This window comes from Nocardia sp. JCM 34519.1 (genome assembly GCF_020361265.1).
In the GTDB taxonomy this organism is placed as follows: Bacteria; Actinomycetota; Actinomycetes; order Mycobacteriales; family Mycobacteriaceae; genus Nocardia; species Nocardia arthritidis_A.
In genome coordinates this window covers 260926-285789 of the sequence record NZ_JAIRBR010000002.1, presented here as the reverse complement: position 1 = coordinate 285789, position 24864 = coordinate 260926, and the positions used below count along the sequence as shown (strand labels likewise).

Annotated in this window: 25 protein-coding genes; 11 read left to right on the top strand and 14 right to left on the bottom strand. The window is 66.7% G+C overall.

What is annotated here, in order from left to right:
• Window positions 1-306 precede the first annotated feature (306 nt).
• On the top strand, window positions 307-945 hold the full coding sequence (locus tag LGY53_RS07615) for a DUF4097 family beta strand repeat-containing protein (RefSeq protein WP_225725920.1): 639 nt from the start codon (window positions 307-309) through the stop codon (window positions 943-945).
• 518 nt (window positions 946-1463) lie between these two features.
• On the opposite strand, the gene LGY53_RS07610 is transcribed toward LGY53_RS07615, so the two are convergent.
• Together LGY53_RS07610 and LGY53_RS07605 are read right to left on the bottom strand one after the other, a co-directional pair.
• Window positions 1464-3251 carry a DUF2339 domain-containing protein gene (locus tag LGY53_RS07610; RefSeq protein ID WP_305082703.1) on the bottom strand — a complete coding sequence of 596 codons (1788 nt, stop codon included), beginning with the start codon at window positions 3249-3251 and terminating at the stop codon, window positions 1464-1466.
• Window positions 3252-3945: 694 nt separating this feature from the next.
• Window positions 3946-4392 (bottom strand): hypothetical protein, encoded by a 447-nt coding sequence (locus LGY53_RS07605; protein ID WP_225725919.1) that lies wholly within the window; start codon window positions 4390-4392, stop codon window positions 3946-3948.
• A 184-nt stretch (window positions 4393-4576) separates the two neighbouring features.
• On the opposite strand from LGY53_RS07605, the gene LGY53_RS07600 reads away from it, so the two are divergent.
• Window positions 4577-5770 carry a helix-turn-helix domain-containing protein gene (locus LGY53_RS07600; protein ID WP_225725918.1) on the top strand — a complete coding sequence of 398 codons (1194 nt, stop codon included), beginning with the start codon at window positions 4577-4579 and terminating at the stop codon, window positions 5768-5770.
• Window positions 5771-5776: 6 nt separating this feature from the next.
• Here LGY53_RS07600 and LGY53_RS07595 read toward each other — a convergent pair whose 3' ends face one another.
• The 6 genes from LGY53_RS07595 to LGY53_RS07570 form a co-directional block, all read right to left on the bottom strand.
• Window positions 5777-6439 (bottom strand): DUF1707 domain-containing protein, encoded by a 663-nt coding sequence (locus tag LGY53_RS07595; protein ID WP_225725917.1) that lies wholly within the window; start codon window positions 6437-6439, stop codon window positions 5777-5779.
• Between the two features lie 85 nt (window positions 6440-6524).
• Complete coding sequence (locus tag LGY53_RS07590; RefSeq protein ID WP_225726268.1) at window positions 6525-7157, bottom strand: response regulator transcription factor; 633 nt, start codon at window positions 7155-7157, stop codon at window positions 6525-6527.
• 49 nt (window positions 7158-7206) lie between these two features.
• A complete protein-coding gene (macS, locus tag LGY53_RS07585) occupies window positions 7207-8379 on the bottom strand; it encodes a MacS family sensor histidine kinase (RefSeq protein WP_225725916.1) in 1173 nt (390 codons plus the stop codon).
• Window positions 8357-9595, bottom strand: coding sequence for an AI-2E family transporter (locus LGY53_RS07580; RefSeq protein ID WP_225726267.1), 1239 nt, complete (start codon window positions 9593-9595; stop codon window positions 8357-8359). The genes macS and LGY53_RS07580 overlap by 23 nt, the downstream gene beginning before the upstream one ends.
• Before the next feature lie 199 nt (window positions 9596-9794).
• On the bottom strand, window positions 9795-11027 hold the full coding sequence (locus tag LGY53_RS07575) for a carboxylesterase/lipase family protein (RefSeq protein WP_225726266.1): 1233 nt from the start codon (window positions 11025-11027) through the stop codon (window positions 9795-9797).
• A 51-nt stretch (window positions 11028-11078) separates the two neighbouring features.
• Window positions 11079-11531 (bottom strand): hypothetical protein, encoded by a 453-nt coding sequence (locus tag LGY53_RS07570; protein ID WP_225725915.1) that lies wholly within the window; start codon window positions 11529-11531, stop codon window positions 11079-11081.
• A 165-nt stretch (window positions 11532-11696) separates the two neighbouring features.
• Between LGY53_RS07570 and LGY53_RS07565 the strand changes: the two genes are divergently transcribed.
• Window positions 11697-12353 carry a TetR/AcrR family transcriptional regulator gene (locus tag LGY53_RS07565; protein WP_225725914.1) on the top strand — a complete coding sequence of 219 codons (657 nt, stop codon included), beginning with the start codon at window positions 11697-11699 and terminating at the stop codon, window positions 12351-12353.
• Window positions 12354-12468: 115 nt separating this feature from the next.
• Complete coding sequence (locus LGY53_RS07560) at window positions 12469-13467, top strand: 4,5-dihydroxyphthalate decarboxylase (RefSeq protein WP_225725913.1); 999 nt, start codon at window positions 12469-12471, stop codon at window positions 13465-13467.
• Window positions 13468-13483: 16 nt separating this feature from the next.
• Here the strand turns inward: LGY53_RS07560 and LGY53_RS07555 are convergent, their stop codons facing one another.
• Window positions 13484-14674 carry an NAD(P)/FAD-dependent oxidoreductase gene (locus LGY53_RS07555; RefSeq protein WP_225725912.1) on the bottom strand — a complete coding sequence of 397 codons (1191 nt, stop codon included), beginning with the start codon at window positions 14672-14674 and terminating at the stop codon, window positions 13484-13486.
• A gap of 183 nt (window positions 14675-14857) precedes the next feature.
• A complete protein-coding gene (locus LGY53_RS07550; RefSeq protein WP_225725911.1) occupies window positions 14858-15364 on the bottom strand; it encodes a hypothetical protein in 507 nt (168 codons plus the stop codon).
• 126 nt (window positions 15365-15490) lie between these two features.
• On the opposite strand from LGY53_RS07550, the gene LGY53_RS07545 reads away from it, so the two are divergent.
• A complete protein-coding gene (locus LGY53_RS07545) occupies window positions 15491-16039 on the top strand; it encodes a TetR/AcrR family transcriptional regulator (RefSeq protein ID WP_225725910.1) in 549 nt (182 codons plus the stop codon).
• Window positions 16040-16111: 72 nt separating this feature from the next.
• On the opposite strand, the gene LGY53_RS07540 is transcribed toward LGY53_RS07545, so the two are convergent.
• Window positions 16112-16615 carry a MarR family winged helix-turn-helix transcriptional regulator gene (locus LGY53_RS07540; RefSeq protein WP_225725909.1) on the bottom strand — a complete coding sequence of 168 codons (504 nt, stop codon included), beginning with the start codon at window positions 16613-16615 and terminating at the stop codon, window positions 16112-16114.
• 58 nt (window positions 16616-16673) lie between these two features.
• On the opposite strand from LGY53_RS07540, the gene LGY53_RS07535 reads away from it, so the two are divergent.
• The 4 genes from LGY53_RS07535 to LGY53_RS07520 all read left to right on the top strand — a co-directional run bounded on the left by LGY53_RS07535 (window position 16674) and on the right by LGY53_RS07520 (window position 20501).
• Window positions 16674-17249 (top strand): hypothetical protein, encoded by a 576-nt coding sequence (locus LGY53_RS07535; RefSeq protein WP_225725908.1) that lies wholly within the window; start codon window positions 16674-16676, stop codon window positions 17247-17249.
• Window positions 17250-17349: 100 nt separating this feature from the next.
• The gene (locus LGY53_RS07530; protein WP_374111145.1) at window positions 17350-18945 is read left to right on the top strand and encodes an adenylate/guanylate cyclase domain-containing protein; all 1596 of its coding nucleotides are present in this window, start codon (window positions 17350-17352) and stop codon (window positions 18943-18945) included.
• 57 nt (window positions 18946-19002) lie between these two features.
• Window positions 19003-20091, top strand: a complete 1089-nt coding sequence (locus tag LGY53_RS07525; protein WP_225725907.1) for a YbhN family protein — start codon at window positions 19003-19005, stop codon at window positions 20089-20091.
• 62 nt (window positions 20092-20153) lie between these two features.
• A complete protein-coding gene (locus LGY53_RS07520; RefSeq protein ID WP_167478702.1) occupies window positions 20154-20501 on the top strand; it encodes a DUF3054 domain-containing protein in 348 nt (115 codons plus the stop codon).
• Between the two features lie 6 nt (window positions 20502-20507).
• Here LGY53_RS07520 and LGY53_RS07515 read toward each other — a convergent pair whose 3' ends face one another.
• Complete coding sequence (locus LGY53_RS07515; protein WP_225725906.1) at window positions 20508-22100, bottom strand: NTF2-like N-terminal transpeptidase domain-containing protein; 1593 nt, start codon at window positions 22098-22100, stop codon at window positions 20508-20510.
• A 446-nt stretch (window positions 22101-22546) separates the two neighbouring features.
• Between LGY53_RS07515 and LGY53_RS07510 the strand changes: the two genes are divergently transcribed.
• Together LGY53_RS07510 and aroQ are read left to right on the top strand one after the other, a co-directional pair.
• On the top strand, window positions 22547-23140 hold the full coding sequence (locus LGY53_RS07510) for a hypothetical protein (protein ID WP_225725905.1): 594 nt from the start codon (window positions 22547-22549) through the stop codon (window positions 23138-23140).
• 10 nt (window positions 23141-23150) lie between these two features.
• Entirely contained in the window at window positions 23151-23582 is a 432-nt protein-coding gene (gene aroQ / locus LGY53_RS07505) for a type II 3-dehydroquinate dehydratase (protein WP_225725904.1), read from the top strand.
• 44 nt (window positions 23583-23626) lie between these two features.
• Here aroQ and LGY53_RS07500 read toward each other — a convergent pair whose 3' ends face one another.
• Window positions 23627-24259 carry a maleylpyruvate isomerase N-terminal domain-containing protein gene (locus tag LGY53_RS07500; RefSeq protein WP_225725903.1) on the bottom strand — a complete coding sequence of 211 codons (633 nt, stop codon included), beginning with the start codon at window positions 24257-24259 and terminating at the stop codon, window positions 23627-23629.
• Between the two features lie 110 nt (window positions 24260-24369).
• Window positions 24370-24819: a nitroreductase family deazaflavin-dependent oxidoreductase gene (locus tag LGY53_RS07495; RefSeq protein ID WP_225725902.1), complete on the bottom strand. Its 450-nt coding sequence runs from the start codon at window positions 24817-24819 to the stop codon at window positions 24370-24372.
• Between the last annotated feature and the right edge of the window lie 45 nt (window positions 24820-24864).

The following is a 24864-nucleotide window of genomic DNA, read 5'->3' as shown; positions in this document are numbered from 1 at the left end:
AACGATCGGTATCGCCTCTCGCCCAGGTTCAGTCGCATTCGGCCGCGGCGGATACGGCGGCAACCGCACCCGCCGTATCCGTCCGAGAACCCTCCAGCACGCGGTGGCCGTAATCCGGATGCCCGACAGATGTTCCAGGGCAATGCCTTTCGTAGTTGCCTTTTGCCACTGCTGAGAGGGCTGAGTGCGTGTCAGTCGGCATGTCAGGTCGCTGTCGGCCCCCTGTCAGCGGGGGTGGCGAAAGTAGTCCACATGAACGGCACAGCGAGTGCGGTTCCCACCGATTCACACCAAGGGAGTTCAGCCATGTACAAGTTCCAGACCTCGGATCCGATCGCCGTCGCCGTCGATGTGCTGTCCGGCAACGTCACCGTGATCGCCTCCGACCGCACCGACACCGTTGTCGAGGTCCGTCCCGCCGACGAGTCCAAGAAGAGTGACGTGCGCGCCGCCGAACAGACCAAGGTCGATTTCGCCGCGGGCAAGCTGACCGTGCAGACGCCGAAGGATTGGCGGACCTACAGCCCCTTCGGCGGCAACCCGACCATCGAGGTGGTCATCGAGGTGCCGGCCGGCTCCGGCTTCCAGGGCAGCACCAGCATGGGTAGGCTGCTGGGCTCCGGCGAACTCGGCGAGTGCGAGCTGGAGGTGTCCGCGGGTGACATCATCGTCGAGCGTCCGCTCGGTTCGGTGACCGCGAAGACTTCGAAGGGCGATATCCGTATCGGCGAGGCATCGCGCGGCGTGCTCCGGCTGGAGACGTCGACGGGTGAGTTGGAGATCGGTATCAGCGCGGGTAGCGCGGCGCAGTTGGAGGTCAACGCGCACGGTAGCGTGCAGAACCTGATGCAGCCGGTCGATCCGTCGAAGGGAAACGGGGACACCGTGCAGGTGTATGCGCGAAACTCGTTCGGCAACGTCATCATTCGGCATGCCACCGTCTGATGACCGTTGTCGGGGCGAGTTCCTGCGCGGGGCACTCGCCCGGAGCGCGCATCCATTACTCGATGGCGCCGCATCGCGGACGAATCGGTACGTTGGGTACGCGGTTGCGCCACTGCGACGGCTGGATTGCCCCAGGTAGGCGCGGGGTGCGTTGGCATGCGGCAGTGCGGTTTCGCATCCGGAGGGAGGCCGATATTCGTACCGGCGCTGTAGCATCCGGCCTCAGCGGACAAAACCAGGAGATCTTCGCGGGTTTTCCGCCTATCCCTGCCGGTTTTGTCCGCCGAGGCCGACTGAATCGCACCCTGCCCCGCTTTACCTTTGCTCCAGTAGGCAACCCATTGGTGCATAGCAATTAGATTCTGACAATCGCCTGTGCCAGAAGCTAATTGGCGCGCTGGAGCGAAGTCGCGACGCGTCGGCGGCATTCGCGAAGGCCGAGTTGGTTACCGCACTTCTCGCATCGAGTATTCGGCTCGAAGACGGGGTGCGACAGTCTCGGCTACCTGCCCACAGCGTCAATTGCGGGCCGAATCGTTGTTCGCGTCGGCGAAGGCACGGGCGTAGCGGGTGCCCGCGAGGAGTAGGAGGACACCGACTACCAGGAAGGCGGCGGCGCGCAGTAGACCGTCGAGGGTGGCGAGGTCGAAGAGGAACAGCTTGGCCAGCGCGGCCGCGGTGACCAAAAGTCCGGAGACCAAAGCGGTTTTGGCGAGGGCGGCGGAGTGCGCGAGCATGCGCAGGCCGAAGAGGAGGGCCGCGGTGGCGGCGATCATCCACAGAATGGTGGCGGCGGTGTGGCCGATGCGGAAGCCGTCCCTGGTGGCGCTGGCGACGCCGAGGGAGACCGTCGCGGCGGTCACCGCGTACAGGCCGGTGAGGCTGGCGGTGATCCAGAGACCGGATTCGGTGCCAGGGTCCGCCACACCCGGCAGCCTGCGCAGGGACCACAGCGCGGTGGCGGCGACGGCCAAGGCGAGGACGGCGGCGAGCGTGGTGGAGATTCCGAGGTTCTCGGACGCGAGATGCTGGGACGCGAGGGTCGCGGGCGATGCCTGACCGACGAACAGCATCGCGCCGAGCGCCGCGAAGGCAATGCCGATGGCGGCAGGCACCTTCGCGTGCAGCTGTCCGGCGATGGCGAAATAGCCGAGGGCGACGAGGAATAGGGCGATCGGGAGGGTCTGCACCCTGGTGACGCCGAGGCAGGCCTCGAACAGGGCGAAGGAGCCCGCTATCGCGGCGACGACGGTTGTATGCGCCGGAATCCGCAGTGCCGCAGCCAGTTTCGGGACGAAGCCGGTTGCCGCGAGTGCAAGCAGCGCCACCGCGAAGCTTCCCGAGATGATGGCGGCGGTCGCCGGATCGAACAGCGCGGGTGCGGCCAGCAGCGGCAGCGTGGACAGCGCGAATGCCGCGGTGGCCGTGAAGTCCCGGGGCCGCGTGCGCACCGCGAGCAGCGTGCCGATCAACCCGATCGCCGCGACCGCGACGGCGGCGGCCAGCAACCAGTACAGGCGGTCACGCCCCGGTGTTTCGAATGCGGTTCCGGCCATGTAGAAGAGCACGCCCAACGCCACCGGCAGTGTGCGGGCGATGTGCAGCAGCGGCCAGTCACGGCGCAGCTGCACCGGCAGGAACGCCCCCTGCAGCACGATGAGGAAGGCGAGCAGTACCAACTCCCCGGTGAGCGCGGGCGAGAGCAGCGCCGCACCCGATACCACCAGAACCGCCAATGCCTGTGCGCCCCAACGTATCGCGAGCGCAACACCGCCCGCGGCAACCATCAGGGCCAACACGAGCCCCAGTTCGGCGGGAACCCAGTGGTAGATGGCGGTCACCGCAACCACTTCCAGGTATGCCCCCGCAATACCGGTGGCCGCCAGCGCGATTCCGCCGGTTCGTCCACCGGACCGCCCGAAGACCCGCATACCCACCGCGAGCAGCGCCACCGAAAAGACCGCTCCGGCAACCACTCTCAACACCGGCCCGAAGAATCCGGCCTGCGCCGCCAAAACCAGCAGCATCACTACACCGATCAACGTCACCGCAACACCGGCAACCGCGAGCAGCCGACTGATCACCCCGTCCCGCTGCCACCATGGCGTCCGCGGCTCCCGCCGCACCGGCGGCATCGGCCGCTGCACACCCCAAGGCCCGACCGGGGCACCGGCCATCTGCCCCCAACCCGAAACCGGCACGCCCGCAACGGAACCCGGCTGCGGAATCGAAGCACCGGCCGCCGCTCCCGCCGCCGTACCCGCACCCGGAACCCCGGCCCCACCAACCGAACCCGGAACCGGCATCGGGCCACCACCCGCTGCCCCCGCCGCCATATCGGCACCCGAAACTCCGATACCGCCAACCGAACCCGAAACCAGCATCGGGCCACTACCCATAACGCCCGAAACCCCTCCCGATGGCACCGGCACACCGGCCGCAGTCGGGACCGCAGGAACCTCCGCGGCCGGAGGCATCGCCCCGCTCGGACCGAGCGGAATCGGCCTCCCTCCAGCGCCCACCTCACCCGAAACATCTACAGGCGGGCGGCCTTCCGCATCAGGTGCACCTGCGGCTCCCGGCATTACCGACGTGTCCCGGATTGGAACCGGCGATGCCGCGCCGCCCGAAACCGCGCGCCCCGCTTGCGGATCGGGATCAAGACCTTCCGCCGAAATATCCGGCCGGGTATCCAACTGGTTCGTCGAGCTGGATGAAAAATCCGGTACCGCACGACTTTCCGTAGCAAGCTGGCATCGGAGCAATTCCAGGTCGCGGCCGAGTACACCCATCTGCGTGCCCAGCGCGGTGAATTCACCGGACAGCCGAGAAATGAGCGCCGGATCGATAGATGTGGTCATGTCTCGATACTCGGCCGGAGCCGGATCGAAAACATGAGTAGAAACCCCTGGGTGGGTGTCGGGTACTACTCGAATTCGCTTTGGTGCCTCGACCGGTCCCCACCCGGGAGTCGAGTGGGGGCCGGTCCCGGCAGGTGGTTCAGGAGGCGAGTTGCCGTTCGGTGGTCTGGTGGATGGCGGCGATGACGGCCGCGCGGGGCGGCAGCCGCAGTACGCCGGATTCGGGCTCGCCCGCCCAGTGCCAGCCGAGCGGCGAGTCGGTGGCCGGGAGCATGACGTTGCGGCCGCTCGGCACCACCGTCACATGGTGTTCGGCCAGGTCACGGCGGACCTCGACATCGACGGACAGCACCGGGTCCACCAGGAAGGTCCAGGTGCGCTCCCCCGGGTCGGCGACGACCGGCGTGGAGTAGCCCGGCTCCACCGCCGCGAGCACCCGCTGGCCCAGTTCGGCGGGCATCACCATGGCGCCGAGGATGGAGCCGGTGGTGATCATGGGTCGGCCGGCGATCACCTGGACCGGTAGCCCGTATCGGTGACGCAGTAGATGGGCGATGTCGTGTGGTGAGTGACAGCTTTCGAACACCGGCCTACTCCTCCCACACTCGACGCATGGTCATTGACGCGGCCCCTTTGCATTCTCAAAGTTGCAGAAAGACAACGGTATTCCATCGCGGGGTGAACAAGTCGTACGCAACGTCCCACTTTTACGAAATCAGGCCGCCTACTCTCGTACCCTGAAACCCAGATTTAACAAAGGAATTGGGTAGATGGACGATTCGTCGATCGGTGTGCGCATTCGGCAATTCCGCGGCAAAGCACTGACACAGCGTCAGCTCGCCGATCAGGCCGGGGTGAGCGTGGATCTGGTGCGCAAGCTGGAGCAGGGCGGACGGCAGACGGCGTCGATCGCCAGCCTCCAGAAGATCGCCCGCGCGCTCGATGTCGACATCGCCGACCTGATCGGCAGACGGCATGGGATACCTTCCAGCAATCCGGATGCCGGAATTGTCGCGATCCGCCGCGCCTTAACACCCGTCGACGATCTGCTCGGCGAGACACGGGAGGAAACGGCCGTCGGCCACGCCGAGGGTTCCCGCGCGGTCGAATACGCCTGGGGCGCGTACTGGGCCGGGCGCTACGAGCTGCTCACCACGATCCTGCCGCAGGGACTCACCCAATTGCGGGCCACCGTGCACGCCGCGCACAACGGCGCCGTCGCCGCCGCGAACGAGCTGCTGGCCCGGATGTACTGGGTAACCGGTTGCACCCTGGTGCATCTCGGGCAGACCGATCCGGCCTTCATGGCGATCCGGCACGCGCTCACCGCCGCGGCGAAGGGCGATGATCCGTTGCTGCTGGCCACGATTCGCGGCTCGGTGGCGTGGCAGCTCCTGGTGCAGGGCCGGTACGAGGAGTCGCACGGCGTCGCACTGACCGCCGCCGCGGCACTCGAACCCGACGGCGACGCGACTCCCGCACACCTGTCCGCCTACGGATCCCTTGTGCTGCAAGGCGCTACCGCCGCCGGACGAGCACAGCGTGTGCCCGAGGCGCTTTCGCTGATCGAGACGGCCTCGGCGATCGCACTGCGCATCGGTGTCGACCGCCGGGATTACGAAACCTATTTCGGCCCTTCCCAGGTCATCATGCAGACGGTGGATGTGAATGTCTGCGCGGAGCGCTATCCGGAGGCGCTGAGCGCGGCAAAGGCCATGCCGCCCACCGGTGGTGGGTTACCTCAGGCCGCGCGGGCCCGGCACCTGACCGATACCGCGGTCGCGCTGACCCGCACCGGCCAGTACGAGCGCGCGTTCTCCGCGCTGCTCGACGCCGAACGCGTCGGCGGTGCGGACTGGATCAAATACCAGACGCTGCCCCGCCACATCGTCGCCGAACTGATCGATCAGGATCGCCGGGCTCCGTTGCGCGCCTTCGCAACTCGACTCGGCATGAAGGTCTAGCAGGGCTCAACCGCCCATCAGCTTGCGCCACTGTGCAATGAACGGATGTTTGGCCGTGATCGAACCCAGCCGGATCCGGCCGTGCACCACCACATGCAGCGGACCCATCGGCGGCCCGGTGCGCACCTTGTTGTTGACGCTGGACCCGATCAGCTCGACGCCGTTCAGATCGACGGTGGCGGCGGCGGGCACGATCAACGTCAGCGAGCTGAGGAAATCGTCCACCCGCACCTCGACCACCTGGGTGGACATCACGGCCTCGGTGAAGTCGAGGGTGACACCGGCAAACCAGTTGTTCAAGTGCAGGATGGGCGGGACCTGCCACGGACCCCGGCGGGTGACGTTGGACAGCCGGCTGCGGATCACATCGCCGCCCGAAGCGGGCGCCGGGCGCTTCACGTAGCGGGGCGCGGCATTCACGAACGGTGTCTGCGGGGCGGCGGGCTGGCCGACCAACCGGACTCCCGGCAGGTCGATGAGCACGGCGTTGAGTTCGCCCCTTGTCTTGGCGGCCAACGCGGTATCCATCCGCTCGGTGAATTCGCCGAGCGAGAGCATGCCGAGTCCGACCGCGCGCTGCAGCAGCTGACCGACATGCTCCCGTTCGGCATCGGAAACGCGCAGTTCCCGGTCGCCGACGGGACCATTCGTTGTATCGGGGCCACCCATGGTGTCGAGATTACCGAGCGAACACCGCGTCCGGCATCGGGGCGATCCCGGATTCGCACCATCCCTCCCCGGTCGGATACCGCCGCTATTCCAGCCCCTGTTCGATCGCATAGCGGGTGAGTTCGACCCGGTTGGCCAGCTGCAGCTTTCGCAGCGTCGCCTGCACGTGGTTCTCCACGGTGCGATGGCTGAGTCCGAGCCGGGACGCGATCTGCTTGGCGGACAGGCCCTTCGCGACCATCCGGAGCACCTCGGTCTCCCGTTCGGTGAGCGCGGGGCGCTGCGGCTCGTCGGGCTGTGCGGGCGCGGAGGCCATCCTGCGGTATTCGCCGAGCACCAGACCCGCGAGCCCAGGGGTGAACACCGCCTGCCCGGCCGCGGTGGCCCGGACCGCATCGATCAGTTCCGCCGCCGACGCGCTCTTCACCAGATAGCCGGACGCCCCGGCCTTGATGGCATCGAGCACATCGCCCCGTTCGGCGGAGGCCGAGAGCACCAGCACCCGGCTGTCCGGCGATACCCGCAGCACCTCGGCGGTGGCCTGCGCGCCGTTGCCGTCGGGCAGCTGCATATCCATCAGCACCACCGCCGGGCGCACGGCCGCGGCCCGGCGGGTGGCCGCGCCGACGCCGTCGGCGGTGGCCGTCACCTGGAATCCGGCCTCGGCGAGATCACGGGAGACCCCGTCACGCCACATCGGGTGATCGTCCACCACCATTATCGAAATATCCTCGGCCGCAATATCTTCGGTCACCGCACGCCTCCTGTCATGCTCGCGGCACCCGGAATTCCCATTCCGTGCCGAATTCATCCGCCTCGCTGAGCAATTCCGCGGTCCCGCCGAGCGCGGCCAGCCGCCCGACGATCGATCGGGAGACGCCGAGCCGCCCCTCGGCCGCCGCCTCGGCCAGCCGCCCCGGTGCGATGCCGACCCCGTCGTCGCGCACGCTGACGATCAGCTCGTCACCGGTATCTTCCAGCAGCACATACGCTTTCGCGTCCGGACCGGCATGCAGTGCGACATTGGACAGCGCGTTCGCCACGGCCGCCGCCAATTCGCCCGCCACCCAGCGCCCGACCAGCACCGGATCCCCCGGGATCGAAACGAACACCGTCGGCGTCGCGTGCGCGGTGAGCAGCGGGCGCAGATCAACTTCGGCCCCACCGGAATCGGGGCGCGGACCCTGTTCGGAGATCAGGGTGCGCAGCGCCACCTCCTGCTCGCCCGCGCGCTGCGCCAATTCGGTGGTATCCCCGCCGATTTCGCTGCCGCGCCGTTTGATGTAGCTGAGCACCTGCAGCACGCCGTCGTGCACCTCACGCGAAAGTCGTTCCCGCTCTTCGGCGGCCGCGGTGATGCGCATGGCGCGTTGCAGCTGATCCTGCGCCCGGCGTGCCGTGTTGGCGGCCAGTCCGAGCGCCAAGCCGACCGAAACCAGTACGGGCACCGTGGCATCGGTCCAAACGTCCTGACCCCACTGATCGCGGACGGTGAGCGCCACCGACGCGATCAACAATCCGGAACACATGCCGCCGACCGGTCCGAGCAGGATGCCCGCCGAGATCACCGCATTCGCCGACCAGAGCGTGGTCGGCAGCGTCTGATGTCCGTGGAACCAACCGTAATCGGCGACCAACCGGGTGGACGCCATCAGCGCCGCGACGACGAGGTGGTCGCCGAGCACAACCCAAACCCGCAGCCGCCGAGCCAATTCGGGAAAATGCCACTGGGACAACAACAGTGCCGAAATCCCAGACCACATCGCCATCAACGCGATCAGCACCCAGCTCAACCGCTGGTTGTGATAGTGCGACACCGAGGCGATCTGCTGGCCGACCGCGTACAGCAGCGTCACCAGCCGCAGCGCCTGCGCGGCCCGCCACAGCGGCGCGGTCGCGATCTGATCGGGACCGAGTTCAGCCGTTCGGGTGCGCACCATCGGCTTCGCCTGCGGCAGAACCGGTTTCGCTCGGTTTCTCGGAATCGTTGGGCACCTTGGCTTTACCGCCCGGCGAGCCGTCCGACCACTGCGCCACATCGGTGTCCGCCTCGGCGTCGGCAAGGATGTCCGCGGGATCGAGACTTCGTGGCTCATCCGGTACGACCCTTCGGTCCCGCGTGATCAGTTCCTCGTATATTTCCTCGGGGCCGTCGGCCAGCAGCGAACGGATCGCCGTATTCAGCATCGCGACCATCGGCACCGCCATCAGCGCGCCGCCGATACCGCCGACCACCGCGCCCGACGCGATCGCCAGCACCACGGCCAACGGATGGATATTCACCGCCCGGCCCATCAACAACGGTTGCAGCACATGGCTTTCCAGCTGCATCACCGCGATGATCACGCCGAGCACGATCAGCGCGGTGACCCAGCCCTTGGTCACCAGCGCGATGAAAACAGCGATGGATCCGGCCAGGAACGCACCGATCACCGGGATGAACGCGCCGACGAACACCACCGAGGCCAGCGGCAAGGCCAGCGGCACATTGAGTATCGCCAGCCCGGCGCCGATGCCGATGGCATCCACCGCGGCCACCACCACGGTCATCCTGACGAAGCCGACCAGCGACCCGAAGCCGAGACGGCCCGCGAGACGCACCCGCTCGCGGTGCTGGGTCGGGATCAGCCGGGTGACGAACTCCCAGATCTGCTCGCCGCCGTACAGGAAGAAGATCAGGATGAAGAAGGTCAGGAACGCGCCGGTGAGAATGTGCCCGATCACCGTCGCGGTGGCCAGCGCACCGCTGGTCAGCGTGTCCTGATTGGACCGGATGGATTTGACGATGGTGTCGCCCGCGCTGCGGATCTGCTCATTGCTCAGGTGCAGCGGCCCGTTGATCAGCCAATCCTGCACCTCGTGGATCGAATGGGTGACCTCGTCGGACAGCTGCGGCACACCGGCGATGAACTGTTCGACGACGAAGGTCATGATCCCGGCGAGCACCCCGAGCGAGCCGACCAGTGCGACGAATACCCCGACCGCCCGCGGGATCCCGAACCGGTTCAGCAGATTCACCAGCGGCGCGAGCAGCGCGGCCGCCAGCAGCGCGATGGCCATCGGGATGACAACGGTGGAGAGCTTCTGGACGATCAGCCAGCCGGTGAAGGCGGTCCCGAAGATGATCAGCAGCCGCCAACACCATTCGGCCGTCATCCGGACGAGCGGATGCACCGCGTCGGCGGCGACCCATCCTTCGGCCGCCGACCGCCGCTCGAACGGTGCACGCTGGGGACTCGCCTTCGGGTCGGTCACGCCAGCGAGCCTAATATGCGCTGCCGGGCGAAGCCCGCGCCCAGCCCGCGCACGGCCGGAGCGGCCCGCCATCAGCCCCCGCATGGCCGGAGCGAAGGCGTCAGTACAGGTCGACTCCGTCCCACAGGGCCCGGTTCGGGTACGGGTCGTCGACGACCACGGGTTGGACGTCCAGTCGCATGGTGGTCCTGCGGGTGGGTTCGTACCGCGGCCAGTGCACTCGGCCGGTGTGAGCGAACTGCACCCAGGTGCTGTGGACGAGGTCCGCCAGCTGCTGTGGTGGGTTCGGGCCGGTGATCCATTGCATCCGTCTGTCGTCCAGTTGGTCGAAGACGAACGGGACCTCGAGGAAGTGACATGCTCCGAGTTGTCCGTCGAATTGCGGTGAGCGCCAAGTGAATTCGTACATATACGTGACCGCCGATGCACCGGCGCGCGCGTCGGCGAGCCGCAGGCCGGGGATGGTGTAGAACCAATCCGCCTGCAGAATCGCCAGCAGCGCACCGGGATTGGCGTCTGGATAGGCGGCGCGGTACGCGGGTAGCGCCCGGTCGACGGGTAGTCGGTACAGGCGCATCGCCGTGGTCAGTTCCGCCTCGGTGACCGAGTCGAGGCTGCGGAACGGTAGCAGCGACAGTCGTCCCTCCTCGGCGTTGTGGCCGAGCAGCACGTCCACATCGGCGCAGGCACCGGCGGTGATGGCATCGATGGGTTTGGCAGGCAGGGTATTGCCGTCGATCGTGGAGCGCCACATATTGACGCGACACCCCGGTTCACCACCCCAGCGCTGTGGATCCGGTTGCCGGGCAAGGTCACTCATCACCGCGGACTGGGCGGCGAGCACGCGCTCGACACCGGCCGCCGCGACGGCTTCCCGCGACGGCGCGACGCCGAGCTTGTCGACGAGCCGTCGCCCGATCTCACGGGCGGTGTCGGTGGAGTAGCAGATATTGCCCGCGCCGCTCTCCATGATCGCGCGCCGGAAGAGCCCATCGGCGCGCGGCATCGCCAGCAGCGTGCCGACGGCCATCGCGCCCGAGGACTGGCCGAAGAAGGTGACGTTTCCGGGGTCGCCGCCGAAGGCCGCGATATTGTCGCGAACCCATTCCAGAGCCGAAATCTGGTCGAGCAGACCGATATTCGCCACGCCGTCGTCGAGGAACAGGAATCCTTCGGCGCCGAGCCGGTAGTTGATCGCGACGAGGACCACGCCGTCGCGGGCGAAGGCGGTGCCGTCGTAGAGGCCGTTGCTGCCGGTGTCGAGACCGCCACCGTAGATCCACACCATTACCGGCAGGCGCGCCGAGCCGGGGTCGGGGGTCCAGATGTTCAGGTTGAGATAGTCCGCGCCGGGGATCGGTGCCGCGAAGAAATGTCCGGCGGTTCAAGATTTTCCGTCTCTACGCCACAGCAGCGCTACGGCCACCAGGCCCGCCATGCTGGGCGCCATCCCGGCCCAGCCCAACGCCGCGGGCAGTCCGGTGTCCCCGGAAGTGTCCTTGGTGAGCAGCAAAGTCAGACCGACGCTTGCGCCGAGCACGAACATCCCGGTCGCGGTGGGGCGGGCCCACCGCTTGCCCTTCTTGACCGCCCACATTGTCCCGAGCCAGGCGGCGACACCGAGCGCTCCGATGACGGACAACAGGACCAGGTAGGTGGTTACGGCCGAGTCGATCTCCATCCGGGTGTACCCGGGGTAACCCGACCGGATGTGACCGGCCAGCAGATTCGAGGTGGCACGGTCGATATACGGGACGACCGTGGCGACGAGGGTGAGCACGAGGCCCGCATACATCGCTCGGATCGCCTCTCGATGCTGAAATGTCTTGGCTATCACTGACTTTCCTTTCCGGTCACGCGCCGAGAGCGACGCGCAGGTACTCGAATGCCGACGGCTTCGCTCATCTCTGCTCCTCGGTGGAATACCTTCAAACCTACGTCGTAGGTTTACGAGCCGACGGTATATCCTACGGTGTAGGTTTGGCAAGGAAAGGGAGCGAACGTGGCCAGACGCACACAGGGCACCTCGGCAGGGCTCACCCACGAGCGCATCGCGGCCGCCGCCGTCGCACTCGTCGACCGCGACGGCCTGGAGCGCTTCGGGGTGCGGCGACTCGCCGACGAACTCGGGGTCGATCCGATGTCGATCTATAACCACATCAAGGGCAAGGCGGCACTACTGGACGCGGTCGGCGAGGCCGTACTCGCCGAGATGCCGACCGGCGCCGACGATGAGCCCACCACCTGGGAAGAGATCGCCCGCCGGACCGCACACAACTACCGGGAGATCGCCTACCGGCACCCCCACGTGGTCCCACTGCTGGCCACCCGCCCGCAAACCTCACCCGCCGCACTCACCGCGTTGGAACGACTCGTCACCGCGATGCGCGCGGCCGGTCTGCCCGACCACATCATCGCGGACACGCCGCTGGCCCTTTTCGGCTTCCTCAACGGCTATCTGCTGGCGGTCCTCAGCGGCGGATCCGACAGTCCCGCAACCGTGCCCGCATTCGACCCCGCGCGGTACCCGACGATGGCCACTCTCGCACCCCGGATGGCCGACTTCGGATCCATAACGGAATTCGACCGGTTACTCGAAACCGTGCTCGCCGGAATCCGTGGTCGAGTTGGTTGTTCGCCCGCACCGCGGCAACCGTAGCTGCCCTCGGCGACCTGGACGAAACTGCGGATCTGGATTACGGAGTAAGTCTCGGACAACCGGGCAGTCTAGGAGAGCTGCTGAAAGTGCCGAGCCGACAAGGAGATCCGCACTCATGACCGACCGCACTCTGACCATCGGATGCTTTCGATATGACACGACACGCGCACTTTTCGAAGAGAGCATCCGAATCGATGGCTTTGACGTCTCGATGGAGACCGCCGCGACCCTGCCGGAGATCTTCGAGCGGCTGATTCGCGCGAACGAATTCGACGTCGCCGAACTCGGGCTCACGTTCTACCTACGCCTGCTCGAACAAGGCCTGCCCTATGTGGCGTTGCCGATCTTCCCCAACCGGGTGTTCCGGCATTCGTGCATCTTCGTCAATACTCATTGCGGCATAACCCATCCCGCACATCTGACCGGACGCACAATCGGGGAATTCGGCGTCTATGGCCAGGATTCCGGCGTGTGGGCCAAGGGGATCCTCACCGACGAGTACGGATTCCGGCCCGAACAGAACCGGTGGGTGATCGGCGGTCTCGAATATCCCGCGCCCCCTTTCGATTTCATTCCACACCCAAGACCCGCCGATCTCGAACTGCGAGCGGCGCCCGAAGGAAAGTCGCTGGGCGCGATGCTGGACGCGGGCGAGATCGACGCCCTGTTCTCGGCGAACGTTCCGCAATGCGTGCTCGATGGATCCCCGAACGTCGCCCGGCTGTTCCCCGACTTCGAACCACTCGAGCGCGACTATCATCGGCGAACCGCGATCTTCCCGATCATGCACACCGTCGTCGTCCGCAGGGATCTGCTACAGGAGCGACCCGGCCTCGCGCACGACGTCTACCGGGCCTTCTCCCAGGCGAAAGACGCTGTCGCCGAACAATATCGCCGCAACCGCAGACTTTACGAGGTCCAGACCATGGTGCCGTGGATGAACGCACTGATCGACCGCGACATCGAACAGCTGGGCGAGGATTGGTGGCCCTACGGCATCGCAGCCAACCGCACCGCCCTCGATACCTATCTGCGTTACCACTTCGAACAAGGGTTGTCGCCTCACCAGTGGCGAATCGAAGACGTCTTCGCCGCGGAATTGCTCGACAGCTAGCGACTTACTCCCATCGCTACGCGACCGGTGCCGCCGCATTGTCGCGCTGGGCCTGTAGCAGCATCGGCCGGTGCTTACCGTCCTTGAACCAGCGGTGTGAGCCGGGCTTGTGCGCCTCGGTCGCAAGGTGCTTGATGCCTGCCTGGCAGGCGAATTCCTTGAGCTTGCGGCCGGCGAAGCCGCTGAAGTACAGCCGCATCGCCGTGTCGTTCTTGTGGCCGAGCTGGTAGATCCCGGCTTCGCGGCCGAAGCTGAGGCACATCGCGGGGAACGACAGATCGATCGGCGTGGGCTGTTCCCCCGCGATCCGGTGCAGCAGGGTGTCGGCGGCGTGCGCGCCCAGGCAGTACGCGGTGTAGGCGCTCATCCGGAACGGCAGATCCGACGGCGCCGACGAGTCGCCCGCCGCGACGATGCGCTCGTCATCGATGCTGGTCAGCGTCTCGTCGGTGAGCAGTCGCCCGGCGTCGTCGGTGCGCAATCCGCTGCGGGCGGCCAGGTCGGGCACCCCGAAACCGGCCGTCCAGATCGTGATCGCACTCGCCAGTGTCCGGCCGTCGCCGATTTCCACGGCGTCCCGTGTGATCGCGGTGACCGCCGCCCCGGGTCCTTCGATGACATTCACCCCCAGCTTGGCGAAGTACTTGCGGGCGGTGCGCCGGGCCTTCGGATGCAGGTACGGGCCGAGGACGCCGCCGCACACCAGGGTGACGTTGCGGCCCTGCTCGGCCAGCTCCGCCGCGGTCTCGATCCCGGTCGGTCCGCCCCCGACAACCGTCACCGCCGCCGCCACAGGCGTATCGAGGAGCGCCGACCGCAGCCGCTGTGCGGCCTCCAAAGTCGCTATCGGATAAGCGAACTCGACCGCGCCCGGCACCCGCGGCCCGGCATTGCCGCTGCCGACCGCGTAGATCAGGTAGTCGTAGCCGAGCGTGCCGCCCTCGGCCAGGGTCACGCTGCGCTCGGTCGCGTCGATCCGGGTCACGCTGTCGACGACCAGCCGGACACCGTCGGCCAGGATGTCGGCGTAGTCGACGACCGCGTCGTGGGTGCCGCCGACCAGCTGGTGCAGCCGCAGCCGCGGGACGAAGACCGACCGCGGATTGATCATGGTCACCCGCACACCGTCGCGCTGCGTCAGGCGATTTGCCGCCATCACTCCGGCGTATCCGCCGCCGATCACGATCACATCGATGCTCTGGTTCATGGCTTCTCCTTCGTTCTGATGGGCTCGAATACTTGACATCTGAGCGCCGAAATTCCTGACATCCCGTGATCCAGATCACTTGATCCGAGCCTTCGGTACGACTGTTCAGCCAGTGCGCTCACGAGCCGAGCCGCTGCGACGTCCTAATCGGAAGATGTTCGGTCACAACTCATCTCACGACTTTCATCCGAGCTTGCCGATTTGGGCTTCCAGTAGCGAACGGACGAATCCCAGATGTGCGGGCAGCACCCGTTCCCACACGGTTCGCGAGGTGGGGTCGTGGAATTGAACGAACGTCGCCAGCACAAGGCCGCTCCGGCGGCATTGAAACAGCAGCTGTCCTTCGAAGCCCAAGGCGGATTCGGCCTGCAGCAGTGCATAGTCGGGACGGTTGTGTGCGATTGACCAACCCGCTATGGCGTCGGTGCGGCTGGGGGTCAGACGGAGGGCAATAACATGCCATGCTCGTTCGAGTGCGGCCCGCACCTCGGCAGGCACGTCCTCCATGACCGCCCGGGCCCATTGCTCGGCATCGCGATCCGGGGCGTGGTCGATGCGCAATAAATGCGCATCGGCGTGCTGAATGTTGGTCAAAGTACTGACGGCGAGCATTTCGGCGTCGGTATCCACAACGTCGACTCGCGACGGCCCGGTGTCGGAATGGTTCTCACTAATCCTGTGACGCGTCATATGACTTCCTATCGATCGGTCCCGCAAGCGCACGGCAGCGGGCCGCCAATGATTGATACAGAACAGTAATGTATCTATCGCGAGTGGTGTAATCAAGAGCCCCTGCGACTGATTGGTTGACTACCGATGGCCCCACCGGTGCGAACTCCGCGGCAAGCCTGGATCGACGCCGCTCTGGCAATCTTGGCCGAGTCGGGACCGGACGCTGTCCGCGTGGAAACCCTTGCGGCCCAATTGAATGTGACCAGGGGCGGGTTCTATCGACAGTTCTCCAGCCGCCAGGAGTTACTCGACGCCGTCCTCGACTCCTGGGAACACCGCAGCATCGACGAGGTGCGTTCGCGCGTCGAACAGGAGGGCGGCGACGCCGCGAACAAGGTGCGCAGGGCCGGGCGGCTGACGTTCTCGAAGGAGCTGCTGCCGATCGATCTCGCCGTGCGCGAATGGGCGCGCCGCGATCCGGCCGTCGCCGCCCGACTCGAGCGCGTCGACAACCGCCGCATGAACTATCTGCGTGACCTTATCGGCACGATCAGCGACGACCCGCGCGATGTCGAGGCCCGCGCCATGCTGGCGTTCTCCCTGGTGATCGCCGATTACCTGATCGCGGCCGACCACCGCACCGGCACCCGCGCCGAAATCATCGAAAGCGCCGCCCAGCTGATCCTGGGGTAGACCGCCCGGCAAGCGGTCCGCGCCACAGGGATCGTGTCTTGTGATCGAGCTCGTCGAGCCGAGGGAGAGGCTTCAGTCGGTGCGCATTGTCGTGATGGACTGCCGGGCAGCGGTGGCATAAGACGATCCGGCGCCGCCGATGACCGCGAGCAAAGTGGATCGCAATCGCGCCACCTCGTCGCTGCCGATGATGGCGTCGAGATGCTCATCGAACCGCTGCACCACCGCGAGGCCCGCGTCGACGACCAACCAGCCGCGGGAGGTGAGTCGCACGAGCCGGGCGCGACCGTCGGCGGGGTCCGGGGCGCTCTCGACATAACCTCGGCTCTCGAGGTGACGGACCAGTTCTCCCATGGCCTGCTTGGTCATTCCCGCGCGTTCGGCCAGCACGCTGGACCGGGTGCCCTCCGGGTCGATGACCTGGAACACCGGCGCATGCGCAGCGCGCACATCGGCGAATCCGGCCGCAGCGAGGCCCGCGTCGAGTTCGGCCGCCAGGGTGCGGGCGGCCGCGGTCAGCAGATTCCCCAGCGGTGGCGGACGATCCGACAACGGATTAGTCAGGCGCTTGACCATTTTTCGAGCCCTCTCTACCCTTTTGGTCAACCACCTTACTATCTCCCTGGAGGGGATCATGATCGCCCGCACGATCGCAATCGCAACCACCGCAACGATGCTGGGGATCGAGGTGGCATGGCTGCTGTTCGCCCACGGGTCGATCGGGTGGATCACCGCGCTCGTCGTCGCCTCCGTAGGGGTAATGGTGGCAACGGGCGCGCGCTATCGGCCTTCGATGATCACGGCGCGAATCCTGGTGGGTCTACTGCTACTCGGTTCGGTGGCCGATCGGTTCGGGCTGTTGGGCGGACCGGGAAGCAGCGGAGTGTCCTGGGGCGAGTACAGCGCATTCACCGACTACACGCGAAAGCTGTTGCCCCTCCGGCTCGCACCACTCGCGCCGACCGCGGCGGCCACGGCCACGGCAGCCGAATTCACGCTGGGTCTGGCCCTACTGATCGGTTACGCGGTCCGGTACGCCGCCGCGGCAGCGGCCGCACTGCTCACGACATTCGGTCTGGCCATGGCGACGTCGGTCGGTATCAGCGACATGCTGTCCTACGCCGTTCCGGTTCTCGCCGCCGGAGCCGCGCTGATCGCCACGACAGCCATCGCACCCGACCGCCGCCGGTCGACGCTCCAACCATCATGACCATCGCAGGCCTGCTCCATACGACCCGCACATACCGACGGCACCTCGATCAGGCAATCGTCCGAACCCGGGCGCGGCCGCTCGCCGCGACCATGCTCACATGATCGGAACATGGCCGGGAACCGCTAGATTGGAATCCGTGTCGGCGCCCCTGGAAGCGGTCAAACAGACCATGCGAACGCGCTGGCCGCTGTACCTGACATCGATGCTGCTGGCCAATGCCTTCGGCGCGATTCTGGTGTGGGCGTTCATCCAGTACGGACTCCCCGTTCCCGAGGGCTCCACACACAGTGTCAGGAGCATCGGCCTGCTGATCCCGGCCCTGATCTTCGTGATCGGCGGCCTGCTCAGCATGGTCGCGTCCGCGTTGATGCTGCGCCCGGTGATGCGCTGGCAGTTGCGCGGCGGCCCGCCGAGCAGGCAGGAGCAGATGGCGGCGCTGCACGCACCGCTGCGCCAGGCCATCCTGCATTTGGGGCTGTGGATGGTCGGCGGCGCGGTCATGGCGGCGCTGATCATTTCGGTGGAACCGAAGCTGGCCGCGACCGTCATCGTCACCGAATGTATGGCGGCCACGATCGTCTTCGGCTTCACCTACATGCTCGGCGAGCGGATTCTGCGCCCGGTGGCGGCCGAGGCGCTGACCGAGGGCGCGTTCGATCACACCCTCACCCCGGGCGTCGGCACCCGGATGGCGATGACCTGGGGCATGGGCACTTTCGCGCCGACCTTCGCCATCGTGCTGCTGTGCATCACCCAGATCTCCTCCGATGTGAAATTCAGCGCCACCTCGCTGGCGATCTCGATCCTGCTGCTGTGCGGTGTGGTGATCTCGCAGGCGCTCGCGCTCTCGATGCTCACCGGCTCCAGCATTTCCGACCCGATCCGCCAGCTCAGCCAGGCCATCGACCGGGTGCAGGAGGGCGCCCGCGACGTGCAGGTCGAGGTGTTCGACGGCAGTGAGATCGGGCTGCTGCAGGTCGGTTTCAACCGGATGATGGAGGAGGCGGCCAAGCGACGCCGACTCCAGGAACTGTTCGGCCAGCATGTCGGCGAGGATGTGGCCAAGCGGGCGCTGGCGTACGGCACCGAGCTCGGCGGCGAAACCCGGTTCGTCGCAGTGCTGTTCGTGGATATGGTCGGTTCGACGGCCACCGCGGCGGAACGTCCGCCCACCGAGGTGGTGAGCCTGCTCAACGAATTCTTCCGGATCGTCGTCGATGTGATCGACCGGCACAACGGCTTCGTCAACAAATTCGTCGGCGATGCGGCGCTCGCCATTTTCGGCGCGCCGCTCGATCGCCCCGACGCGCCGACCGCTGCCCTGGCCGCCGCGAGGGAGCTGCGGGAAACGCTGCGCGAGGTGCCCGGTCTCGATATCGGCATCGGCGTTTCCGCGGGGCTGGCCGTCGCCGGAAATATCGGCGCGGCAAACCGTTTCGAGTACACGGTGATCGGTGACCCGGTGAACGAGGCGTCCCGGCTGACCGAGCTGGCCAAGGATCAGCCGGGCCGGGTGCTGGCCTCCGGCAGCGCACTGTATTTCGCCGGCGAGGACGAACAAGACCGGTGGGAAACCGGCGCCGAGGTGCAGCTGCGCGGCCGTCGCAGGAAGACCCGGCTGGCCTGGCCCAGACGAACCGCCGACCCGGTGGCCGACGATACGGACCTGGAATCGGTCAATTCGTTACGCTGACCTCGTGACGGCCAACGGGGAACTAGCCGGACCACCCGCACCCATCGGTAGCGCGGCATGACCACGCCGGGTCCGGGCAGCGCGGCGAATCCGATACCGCCCGCGGCCGAGGGCCGGGGCAGATTCTGGTGGGTCCGCTGGGTGCTCGGCAGCGCGCTGCTCGCCCTGCTGATCGGCGAGGGCTGGTATCTGTGGCCGCAACTGCACAACTCATGGGCGAAACTCACCGAGCTGCACTGGGATTGGGTTGTGGTCTGCATCTGGATGCAGGCGCTTTCGATGAGCGGTTTCGGCAGGATTCAGAAGCAGCTGCTGCGCGCGGGCGGGGTGCGGGTGACCCAGGGGAAATCGGTGGCCGTGGTGTACGGCGCTACCGCCATGTCGGTGACTTTGCCCGCCGGACAGGTGTTTTCGACCGCATTCACCTACCGGCAGACCCGGCGCTGGGGCGCGAGCCCGATCGTCGCGTCCTGGCAGCTGGTGTTTTCCGGGGTGGTCGCGGCGGCGGGGCTCGCACTGCTCGGCGTCGGCGGCGCGGTGCTGGTCGGCGATCACATCGGACCGTACAAACCGATTCTCTCGGTGGCCGGCGTGCTGGTGCTGGTGGCCGCGGGCAATTACGTTTCGAACAATCCGGGTGCGCTACAAGCCGTGCTGCGGCGCGGGCTCGCCGCGATCAACCGGCTGCGCAAGCGTCCCGCCGACGCGGGCATGGACAAAATCGTCGAGGTGCTGGCGCAATTGGAGTCGGTGGACCTCGGCAAGCGGGACGGCGCCTGGGTGGCGGCGTGGGCGCTGGTGCACCGGTTCGCGGATGTGGCCTGCCTCGGCGCCGCCTGTTACGCGGTCGGTGCGGAGCCTAAGCTGGCCGGGCTGCTCATCGCGTTCGCCGCGGGTAAGGCGGTGGGCACAATTCCGTTCGCGCCGGGCGGAATCGTCTATGTCGACGCCACTCTGTTCTACGGCCTCACCGTCGGCGCCGGACTGCCCGCGGCGCAGGCGTTCGCGGCGGCCTTCGTATATCGCCTGGTCAGCTTTATCCTGGTGGCCGTTGTCGGCTGGATCGTCTTCCTGTTCCTGTTCCGCAAACCGGATGCCACCGATGCCGAATTCGAGAAGGAATTCGAACAGCGCCGCGGCTTCTGAGCGGCGGAGGTCGGCTGTGTCGCGAAGCGGGGTCGCCGAGCGCGGCAACTACGCTGTCCGGCGTGAAGAAACTGGTGGCGTTGGCGGTCGATGCACTGCTTGTGATCTTGTTCTGCGCGATCGGCAGGCGCAGTCACGACGAGGCGGTCTTCACCGGCCTGCTGCGCACCCTATGGCCGTTCGCGACCGGTCTGGCGATCGGCTGGGTGGTCGTGCTGGTGAATCGGCTACCCCGAACCGCCCTGTGGCCCACCGGAATTCTGATCTGGCTGTGCACGCTGATCGGCGGCATGGTGTTGCGCGTGGTGAGCGGTCAGACCATCGCGTTCTCATTCGTGCTCGTCGCGGCGGCGGTGCTCGCGCTGTTCCTGCTCGGCTGGCGGGCGGCGGTCAAAGCCTTGAAGTTCTGACCGAATTCACTTGTCCCGATCCGGGGTGGCCAGCGATTGCAGCATGCGGGCGGCCATCCGGACCGTCGCGTTATCGCTGTCGATATCGTTGATGTGGATGGCGAAGGCCAGATCGCCCATGGTGGCGATCAGCCAGCCGTCGGGTCCCGAATTCGCGATATATCCGGAGACGTCGCGATAGGCGCGCAGGGCGGCGAATTCCGGCCGATCCGTCGACTCGCGCAGCATGGCGCGCAACCGATCCTGCACCGGCTGTGCCAGCGGGGTCAGCTTCGCATCGGTGGCGCCCGGCCGCCCGGCCTCGATCATCGGCGCGACGATCGCACCGCGCGCGACGGCCGCCGCCGCGATCGCCATCCCGTACGGGCTGGCCAGCACCGCGTCGTTACCGCCGCCCTGACGCACCTGTTCGGCACTGCGGCCCGCCGCGGCGATCCGACCGGTGACCTCATCGAGTCCGGGCACCTTGAAATCGACGCCGACCCCGAGCGCGGGCGCGGCCTCCGCGGCATCCTGAACCGAAATATCCTGCGGCGCTTTACCTTTGTCGACCGCGGCGATGTTGCGGAACAGTTCGAGCAGCCCGCCGACCGGATACAGACCGGTGAAGGCGACCGGCCCGTGCTCACTGGCCTGGCTGTTCTGCGCGACCGCGACCACCGCGCCGCTGGACGGCTGGATGGCGACGATCGATGCCGGGGTGCCGACGCTCACCACCGCGTCCTCGGCCGCGCGCTGCAATTTCTGATCCATGGTCGACGCGATATCCGGGCCCGGCGGCCCCTGCTGCCCGGCGAGCTGGGTGACGTAGCGGCCGTCCTGTTCGAAAACCTGTACGCCCCAACCGGAATGCTGGGTCTGGCTGTCGGCCTGCACCTTGCTCAGCGCGTCCAGCATCGGCGACCAGACCCGGCGGTCCACGGAGATCAGTCGTGGCTGCTTTTCCATCGCCACACCGGGTACGCGCGCCATATCCGATTCCAGAATCGCGAAATCGGCATCGCGCAGGTTCACCGCGACGATCGGCTTGCCCTGTGAGGTGGACAGCTGCTGCAGCAGCGCCGGACCGGTGATCAGCGGCGCGACCGGTTCGATCGCCTTGGCCAGCGCATTGGTGGACAGGACCGGATCGGTGATTTTGGCCGGATCGAGTTTGATGACGTTGATGGTCTGCTCGGTCATCAGCGGCTGGCCCGCGATGTCGTTGACCTTCGGGGCCGGGGTGGGGATGGTGCGCACCAGGCGCACGGTGCGGTTGTGGTCGAGTTGCGGCATCACGACGCTGGGATCCCAGGAGATGCGCCAGCCGATGGCCAGTTTGCGAATGGTGCCCTGCAGCGTGTAGTTCCAGTTCCGGTTCTCGCCGAAATTCCAGGCGACGTCCATGCTGAAGATGGCGGATTCCGCGTCGAGGCCGATGAATTGGGTCTTCTTGTAGTCGACCTTGCCCGGCTGCAGGCCCGCGAACATTTGCTTCAGAGTTGCCGAAGCCGCGCTGGGGTATGAGGTGAGCTGTGCGGCATCGACGGCGTTCTCGTCGTCGAGCAGGCTGGTGAAACGTTCGACGATGGCCTCCGGCTCATTCGTCTTCTGATGCAAACCACACGATCCCATCGCAATCGCGAGAGCCGCCACACCCGTAAGTGCCAATGCGCCCCGGACGCGAAAGCGGCGGGATCCCCACACATCCATGTCGCCCACTCTTCACTCTTGTCACTCCAGCAACAAGACCACCGTACCTGAATCGGACTGCCCACCGGCCGCCCGGCCGCCGAAGACGTTACCCATGCTCAGCATCTCAATTCTGCCCGAATTATCCCAGGAGTAGTGGCTGACCATAGCGTTGCCCGTACGTCACCGGGACAAACCAGCGCCGTTACCGTACCGGCCCCGACTTGAACTGTGGTGATAACGGTCCAGGTCGGCGTTTCCGCCCCGAACCTTCGGTGCCGGTCCCGTTCGCACAGAGCGGAACACGTGCGACCGCTTTCGACGTAATCTTGTAATCATTGCAAGCAACGCAGCACAGTAAGTAGGTGATCCCCATGAGGCACACACATCGCGGCCGGGGTTTCGGGCGGACCGGCGGCTGGCAACAGGCCGACCTGCCGGACGTCTCCGATGCGGCCGACTGGTTCGCCGGACGATTGCCCAGCGACTGGTTCACCGGGCCGCCGACCATCGAGATCGACCGCGACGAGATCGTCGTCATCGGTGAACTCGCCTTCGACCCCGCCGCCGACCAGCCGCAGGACGCGGACACCCCCGCCGCCGAAATCCCCGCCGCCACCAAGGAAGGCATTGTCGCGCGCTACCGGGAGAGCACCCGGCCCGCGCGCATGCAGATCGCATCCGAGGCCCAGCAGCGCTACGGCCGCAATGTGGCGTGGGGCGTTTCGGTGGACGGCAATCGAATCATGTTCACCCATCTGGCCGTTCCGGTGATGACCCGGCTGCGCCAGCCCGAGCGCAAGGTGCTCGACACCCTCGTCGACGCCGGCGTCGCGCGCTCCCGCTCCGATGCCCTGGCCTGGACCGTCAAGCTGGCGGGCCAGCATGCCGAGGCCTGGCTCGCGGAACTGCGCGAGGCCATGCGCAAGGTCGACGACCTGCGTTCGGAAGGTCCGCAGGGCTTATAGAGTTGCGGTCATGGTGGATCCGATCCTCGTGCTCAACGGCCCGAACCTGAATATGCTCGGCACCCGCCAGCCCGAGGTGTACGGGGCGGCGACGCTGGACGATGTCGTCGATCTGTGCAAGCGCACGGCGGCGCGGTTCGACCGCGAGATCACGGCGTTCCAGTCGAATTCCGAAGGGGCGCTGATCGACCGGATCCACCAGGCGCGCGGCGCCGAATCCGGCATCGTCATCAATCCCGGCGGATTGACCCACACCTCGGTGGCGCTGCGCGACGCACTCGTGATTCCGGAGGTGCCGATCGTCGAGGTGCACATCAGCAATGTGCACGCACGCGAGGAATTCCGGCACCATTCGTATATTTCGCCGATCGCGACCGCGGTGATCGCCGGGATGGGTGTGTACGGTTACGCGGCCGCTATCGAATTCCTCTGTCGCACATAGATTTCACCGAGCGGGCGGCGAATCATACTGTCCACTGGGCGGTTTCAGATACCCGCGATGGTCTCGGGCGCCCGTTCGGCCCGGCTGAGTGCGCGCAGTACGGCCGTTTGGCCGTGGCGGGCCACTGCCAGCCGGGCGAGCAGGTCGAGTACGGGTTCGAAGACCCGCGGCGGGAGCGTGGGTGTCGCGATGGCGGCGCTCACCGCGAGGTCGTCGGAGTGCACGACGATCTCGAGCAAACGGGTCAGCAGGAAATCGTCCAGTAGCAATTTGCCGGTGAAGAACGCGACGAGGCGGTCGGCGGGCTCGGCCGCCAGAGCCGAACGTTGTTGAGCCACAGACGATTCGACCTCGGCAACCAGCGCCTGCGCGCCCTGCGCCGCTGCGGCCTCACCACCGTGCCAGATGCGCACGCTGATCTCGTCGTCCACCTCGGCCTCGAATGCGGTGGCCCCAGCATAGAATTCGGCAACGGTCAGCGGCACGCCATCGGGTACCTCGGCAGCCAGCGCTCGCGATACGTGCAGGACCTGTGCGCCCAGGTGACCGGCGAGCCCGCGAACACTGAACTCCGGCAACGCACTCGGCCGATCCCACACCGCGGCCACCGCCGGATCGGCGAGCAGCCGTGCCGCCGACTCGGCCGCCGCCAGATACGCATCCCTGATCGCGCTCAAACCCTCGCCCTTCAACTATGCCCACGGAACCGTATCCCGATCCCGCCCCGTGGGCATCTCCACCGCTGGCTTCTGTGGGCACTTCGTACAGGTTGGGTGCGGCGCGGATTTCAGGCGATCCGGAAGACCGGGAAACCCGGTGCGATCGCGGCCAATTCGGCGTCGGTGGAGTCCTTGGTGACGCCTTCGAAGAATTTGCCGACCTCCCAGCCCCACTTCTGCAGGTAGAGGCGCAGCACCGGAACCTTGTCCGCGTCGGCGATCTCGGTGGCGGTGAATGCCTCCGCCTTACGGCCGAGTCGCAGTTCACCACCGCCCGCGGCCCGCAGGTTGCGCACCCACTGGGTGTGGCCGCGGGGCGCCACCAGGTAGCGGGTGCCGTCGGCGTCGATCAGCAGGTTCACCATCGTGGTCCGCCATTCGCCGCTCTTGCGGCCGCGCACCGCGAGCAGTCGCGAGCCCATGACGCTGATGCCGACCCGGGGCAGCCAGTTGGCGATCTTGTTCATGATCGGGTCGAAGCCGGTGGGGGCGAGGTAGCGGGTGGCTTGGGCGTTCATGGCCTTCTCCTTTGCGAGCACTGCTCTCTGTTGTGAACAAGTGTC

Bases quoted from the DNA above. Each gene is read 5' to 3' on its own strand.
- LGY53_RS07595 (WP_225725917.1), bottom strand. From the start codon at position 6,439: ATGGGTGGCCCCGATACAACGAATGGTCCCGTCGGCGACCGGGAACTG.
- LGY53_RS07545 (WP_225725910.1), top strand. From the start codon at position 15,491: ATGGCCCCACCGGTGCGAACTCCGCGGCAAGCCTGGATCGACGCCGCT.
- LGY53_RS07555 (WP_225725912.1), bottom strand. From the start codon at position 14,674: ATGAACCAGAGCATCGATGTGATCGTGATCGGCGGCGGATACGCCGGA.
- LGY53_RS07525 (WP_225725907.1), top strand. From the start codon at position 19,003: ATGACCACGCCGGGTCCGGGCAGCGCGGCGAATCCGATACCGCCCGCG.
- LGY53_RS07600 (WP_225725918.1), top strand. From the start codon at position 4,577: ATGGACGATTCGTCGATCGGTGTGCGCATTCGGCAATTCCGCGGCAAA.
- LGY53_RS07535 (WP_225725908.1), top strand. From the start codon at position 16,674: ATGATCGCCCGCACGATCGCAATCGCAACCACCGCAACGATGCTGGGG.
- LGY53_RS07495 (WP_225725902.1), bottom strand. From the start codon at position 24,819: ATGAACGCCCAAGCCACCCGCTACCTCGCCCCCACCGGCTTCGACCCG.
- LGY53_RS07590 (WP_225726268.1), bottom strand. From the start codon at position 7,157: ATGGTGGTGGACGATCACCCGATGTGGCGTGACGGGGTCTCCCGTGAT.
- LGY53_RS07560 (WP_225725913.1), top strand. From the start codon at position 12,469: ATGACCGACCGCACTCTGACCATCGGATGCTTTCGATATGACACGACA.
- LGY53_RS07580 (WP_225726267.1), bottom strand. From the start codon at position 9,595: ATGACGGCCGAATGGTGTTGGCGGCTGCTGATCATCTTCGGGACCGCC.
- aroQ (WP_225725904.1), top strand. From the start codon at position 23,151: ATGGTGGATCCGATCCTCGTGCTCAACGGCCCGAACCTGAATATGCTC.
- LGY53_RS07615 (WP_225725920.1), top strand. From the start codon at position 307: ATGTACAAGTTCCAGACCTCGGATCCGATCGCCGTCGCCGTCGATGTG.
- LGY53_RS07610 (WP_305082703.1), bottom strand. From the start codon at position 3,251: ATGCCGGTTCCGGGTTCGGTTGGTGGGGCCGGGGTTCCGGGTGCGGGT.
- macS (WP_225725916.1), bottom strand. From the start codon at position 8,379: ATGGTGCGCACCCGAACGGCTGAACTCGGTCCCGATCAGATCGCGACC.
- LGY53_RS07530 (WP_374111145.1), top strand. From the start codon at position 17,350: ATGATCGGAACATGGCCGGGAACCGCTAGATTGGAATCCGTGTCGGCG.
- LGY53_RS07510 (WP_225725905.1), top strand. From the start codon at position 22,547: ATGAGGCACACACATCGCGGCCGGGGTTTCGGGCGGACCGGCGGCTGG.
- LGY53_RS07550 (WP_225725911.1), bottom strand. From the start codon at position 15,364: ATGACGCGTCACAGGATTAGTGAGAACCATTCCGACACCGGGCCGTCG.
- LGY53_RS07540 (WP_225725909.1), bottom strand. From the start codon at position 16,615: ATGGTCAAGCGCCTGACTAATCCGTTGTCGGATCGTCCGCCACCGCTG.